Source organism: Alkalimonas sp. (assembly GCF_020831925.1).
Classification (GTDB): Bacteria; Pseudomonadota; Gammaproteobacteria; order Enterobacterales; family Alteromonadaceae; genus Alkalimonas.
The window spans coordinates 1-4,526 of sequence record NZ_JAFIFQ010000098.1 but is presented as its reverse complement, the minus strand read 5'-3'; the positions used below and the strand labels follow the sequence as shown (position 1 = coordinate 4,526).

General features: G+C 55.8%; 5 protein-coding genes. 2 read left to right on the top strand and 3 right to left on the bottom strand.

The window, feature by feature from the left end:
* Both JJU14_RS16080 and JJU14_RS16075 read left to right on the top strand, forming a co-directional pair.
* Nucleotides 1-950 (top strand): alpha-amylase family glycosyl hydrolase (locus tag JJU14_RS16080; protein WP_300976272.1); only part of this gene is annotated, 950 nt, incomplete at its 5' end.
* A 3-nt stretch (nt 951-953) separates the two neighbouring features.
* On the top strand, nt 954-3,389 hold the full coding sequence (locus JJU14_RS16075) for a TIM-barrel domain-containing protein (RefSeq protein WP_228614739.1): 2,436 nt from the start codon (nt 954-956) through the stop codon (nt 3,387-3,389).
* A gap of 80 nt (nt 3,390-3,469) precedes the next feature.
* On the opposite strand, the gene JJU14_RS16070 is transcribed toward JJU14_RS16075, so the two are convergent.
* The 3 genes from JJU14_RS16070 to JJU14_RS16060 form a co-directional block, all read right to left on the bottom strand.
* Nucleotides 3,470-3,814: a hypothetical protein gene (locus tag JJU14_RS16070; protein WP_228614738.1), complete on the bottom strand. Its 345-nt coding sequence runs from the start codon at nt 3,812-3,814 to the stop codon at nt 3,470-3,472.
* The gene (locus JJU14_RS16065) at nt 3,807-4,025 is read right to left on the bottom strand and encodes a type II toxin-antitoxin system Phd/YefM family antitoxin (protein WP_228614736.1); all 219 of its coding nucleotides are present in this window, start codon (nt 4,023-4,025) and stop codon (nt 3,807-3,809) included. Before JJU14_RS16065 ends, JJU14_RS16070 begins: the two co-directional genes overlap by 8 nt.
* Before the next feature lie 141 nt (nt 4,026-4,166).
* Nucleotides 4,167-4,505, bottom strand: a complete 339-nt coding sequence (locus tag JJU14_RS16060) for a tRNA-binding protein (protein WP_228614735.1) — start codon at nt 4,503-4,505, stop codon at nt 4,167-4,169.
* Nucleotides 4,506-4,526 lie beyond the last annotated feature (21 nt).

The following is a 4,526-nucleotide window of genomic DNA, read 5'->3' as shown; positions in this document are numbered from 1 at the left end:
ACTGGATTGACATGGGCGTCGATGGCTTTCGTTACGACATGGCCGAAATGGTACCGGTTGAGTTCTGGAGTTACCTGAACTCGCACATCAAGCAAGTCAATCCGGATGCCTTCCTGTTGGCCGAGGTGTATCAGCCGCATCTGTACCGCGATTATCTGCATCTGGGCCGGATGGATTACCTGTACGACAAAGTCGAGTTCTACGACAACCTGAAATGGGCCATGCAGGGCCATGGCAGCACCGATGCGCTGGTTGAAGTGCAGGACAGCATGGCGGATATTGAGCACCATATGCTGCACTTTCTGGAAAATCATGATGAGCAACGTATTGCCAGCCCGGAGTTTGCCGGTGATGCCCGCTTAGGGATGCCCGCCATGCTGATTTCAGCCACCATCAGCACTTCGCCGACCATGCTGTACTTTGGCCAGGAAGTCGGCGAAGCGGCCAGCGACGATGCCGGTTTTGGTAAAGCCAGCCGCACCACCATTTTTGATTACTGGGGCGTACCGGCCCACCAGCGCTGGATGAACGACGGCAAATTTGATGGCGGCGCCCTGACAGAGGCTGAGCGTGAGCTGCGTGATTTCTACGTTCGCTTAATGCGTTTCAGTGCCGAGCAGCCGGCGATGAACGGCCACTACGCTGAAATTCACCGGGCCAACCGGGCAGCGACTGAACACTACGACGACAAGCTGCTGTCTTTCTTGCGCTGGACCGATAATCAGAAACTGCTGATTGTTGCCAATCTGCGCGATGCGGCTTACCCGCCCATGCAGCTCACCATTCCGGCAGAGCAGATTGCCGTCTGGCAGCTGGCCGATGGCAGCTACCGTCTGACCGAGCAGCTGTATGGTGAGTTGTCGGTGCCACTCACGGTGGAAAACGGGGTGGGCACAGTGCCGCTGACGCTGCCGCCGCTGGCATCCTTCATTCTGCAACTGGAGCGCTAAGCCATGCTGCAAACTATGCCACACAGCATGCGTGCACTCTTTGTTTGCCTGATAGTGCTTGCCAGCTGGCTGCTGCCAGCCCAGGCCATGCAGCTGCAAAGCCACCAGCTGACCGAGCAGGGCCTGCTGCTCCAGACCACTGAAGGGCAGTTAACACTGCGCTTCCATCAGCCAGCGGTGGTGGAAGTGTTTTATGAAAATGAAGGGGTAAAACAACTGCCTTCCTTTACCCTGCCACAGCAGCCACAACTGCTTAGCGCCGGGCTCGAGGTGCAGGACGGCGTGCTGCATTACGGCACCGAGGCACTGACGGTACGGATTGAAGCAGCGCCGCTACGGTTAAGTTTCGAGCGGGGCGGCGAGGTATTCCTGGCCGAAGAGCAGGGGCTTTTTGTGCACGAAACCCTGCGCGGTTTTCGCTTTCAGCTAAAGCCGGATGAGCAGCTGCTCGGCGCAGGCCAACGGGTGCTGGGCATGGACCGCCGTGGTCACCGGCTGCCGCTGTACAACAAAGCGCACTACGGTTATACCACCGAGTCCGAGCAAATGTACTTCAGCATTCCGGGCGTGATTTCCAGTCACAACTACCTGCTGTTGTTTGATAATTCGGCCAGCGGTTTTATTGATTTGGGCAAAACCGAAGCCGATGTGCTGCAGTTTGAAGCCGTCGCTGGCCGCACCGGTTACATCGTCGCTGCCGGCGATAGTCATCAGGATACGTTGCAGCAGTATCTGCAGGCCAGTGGCATGCCGCCATTGCCACCGCGCTGGGCGCTGGGCAATTACGCCTCCCGCTTTGGCTATCGCACCGAGCAGGAAGCCCGCGACACCGTGCAGCGTTTTGTCGATCAGGGTTTCCCGCTCGATGCCATTGTGCTGGACTTGTTCTGGTTTGGCCCTGATATTCAGGGCCATATGGGTAATCTGGCCTGGGATAAAGAGGCTTTCCCCAATCCGGAGCAGATGATTGCCGATTTCCGTGAGCTGGGCGTGAAAACGGTGCTGATCACCGAGCCCTTTATACTGACCAGCTCCAACCGCTGGCAGGAAGCTGTCGATGAGCAGGTGCTGGCGCTTAATCTGGCCGGTAAGCCGAAAACCTTTGATTTCTATTTTGGCAATACCGGCTTGATTGATGTGTTTAAACCCGAAGCCGCCGAATGGTTCTGGCAGATTTACCATGGCCTGATGCAGCAGGGTGTGGCTGGTTGGTGGGGCGATCTGGGCGAGCCGGAAGTGCACCCGCACGACACCATTCATCAATTGCCCAAACGCACCGCCACTGCCGATGAAATTCACAATGCTTATGGCCACGAGTGGGCTAAAATGGTGTTTGAGCGCCATATCCGCGATTACCCCGGGCTTCGGCCATTTATCATGATGCGTTCCGGCGCACCGGGCTCGCAGCGCTATGGCATGATCCCCTGGACCGGCGATGTCGATCGCAGCTGGGATGGCTTGAAACCCCAGGTGGAGCTGGCGCTGCAAATGAGCCTGTTTGGCTTTGGCTACATTCACTCGGATTTAGGCGGCTTTGCCGGTGGTGAGACCTTCGATGCCGAAATGTACACCCGCTGGATGCAATACGGTGTTTTTCAGCCAGTGTACCGGCCGCACGCGCAGGAGCACATTGCACCAGAGCCGGTCTTTCATGACGGTACTACGCAGCGCATCAGCCGCGACTTTATCAACTTGCGCTACCGCTTAACGCCCTACAACTACACCCTGGCCTACCAGCACAGCAGCCGGGGCCTGCCGTTGATGCGCCCGCTGTTTTGGCTGGAACCAAATAACCCGGATTACCTGGCCGAGAAAAACAGCTACCTTTGGGGCGATGCCTTTTTGGTAGCGCCGGTAACGGAGCCTGGCGTGAGCAGCTGGACGGTCAATGCGCCGGCCGGCGTCTGGTTTGATTTCTTTGATGGTACCGCCTATCAAGGGGGGCAGAAGCTGGAAGTTCCGGTGACGCTGGAGACCATCCCCGTGTTGGTGAGAGCCGGTGCTTTTGTGCCCATGGTGGCCTCGATGCAAAGCCTGGATCACTACAGCACCGAGCAACTGGAACTGCACTACTGGCATCATGCCAGCGTCGGCCAAAGCGAAGGCGAGTTGTACGATGACGATGGCAAGAGCCGTACCAGTTTAGAAGACGGCGCCTTTGAGCTGCTGCAATTTCATGCCAGCAACCAGCAGGATCAGCAGCTGGCAATCAGTCTAACCCGGCAGGGCGACTTCCCCGGCATGCCGGCAGCGCGTCAGTTGATGCTGGTGGTGCACCAGGCCCCGGCGCACTGGCAGCAAGTACAACTGGGTGAGCAGCGCTTTACCATACAAGCCGAAGCGCTGGCCAAAGGCGAAACCGGCGCCTGGCGCAACCGCGATGGCGCCATAGTGCTGCAATTTAACTGGCAGCAGGATACGCAGCTGCAATTGCGTTAACCTCGATGTCTCTCTAAAAAAACCAGCACAGCGGTCAGGTGCTGGTTTTTTCTTTGCTAATTTCGCTGTTGGCTAAGCAGCTACAGCAGTAAATTCAGCTCAAACAGCAGCTTTTGCAAGCTTTGCCGGCTATCCATCAACAGCAGCAGCTCGACTTGCTGTTGTTGCTGATTGACGGAATAGAACAACAGGTTGTGTTGGTTGAGCTGCCATTGGCGGTATTCGGTGATCCCGAGGGCTAATAGCCGTTCGCTAATTGGTGCTATTTCAGGTGTGCCGGGTAAGTGATGCTTTATGCGTTGTTGGATGCTGGTGAGGGTTTCAGCTGCTTTTGCTTCACCGTACTTGTCGGTAAGAAAAGCGCTGAACCGCTGGACTGATAATCTAAACAGCGGTGAACTGACGATAAGAAATTGCTTACTCAAATGCCTGCTCTACCGTCAGCTTTGCTTGCGGCAGTGTTTTTTCGGACAGTTTCAGTATCTTCAGTAATGCCAGTGTGTCCTGTTGAAACTGATAATCCTGATAGGACTGCACTACAAAAGCGGGTTTACCGTGTTTGGTGATCAGCAACTCTTCCTGCAACTCCAGCGTGTTGGCGTGTTCCTTCAGGTAAGTCACGGTTTCGGTTTGCATAAACCACCTTTAAAAAGGCTTTAAAAAGACTTTTTAGGTTAGCAGAGCACCGGATGTTTTACCAGTCGGTTTGTGGCATCTGCTTACATCTTTTCACCAGTTTGAGCTGCAACCGGATGGGCACTGAGGTGCCGGGCCTGTTCAGCCCAGCTTGGCGCCATTGGGGATCTCCTGCTCCGGGATAGCCAGTACCACGGCGCCATCCGGCCGGTAAAAGCCGCAAATCAGGCATTCGGAGCGAAAGGGACCAATCTGGCGCGGCGGGAAATTCACCACACCAAGCACTTGTCGTCCCAGCAATTGCTCTGGCTGGTACAGTGCCGTCAGTTGGGCGCTGGACTTTTTGATGCCGATGTCCTCGCCAAAATCGACCCAGAGCTTGTAAGCCGGTTTGCGTGCTTCGGGAAACGGTTGCACCTCGATAATAGTGCCTACCCTTAGCTCAACTTGTTCAAAATCATCCCATGCGATGACCTTCATCCTGCCTCCTTTTTGACCGTC

Coding starts and splice junctions, on each gene's coding strand:
- JJU14_RS16065 (WP_228614736.1), bottom strand. CDS start 4,025: ATGCAAACCGAAACCGTGACTTACCTGAAGGAACACGCCAACACGCTG.
- JJU14_RS16075 (WP_228614739.1), top strand. CDS start 954: ATGCTGCAAACTATGCCACACAGCATGCGTGCACTCTTTGTTTGCCTG.
- JJU14_RS16060 (WP_228614735.1), bottom strand. CDS start 4,505: ATGAAGGTCATCGCATGGGATGATTTTGAACAAGTTGAGCTAAGGGTA.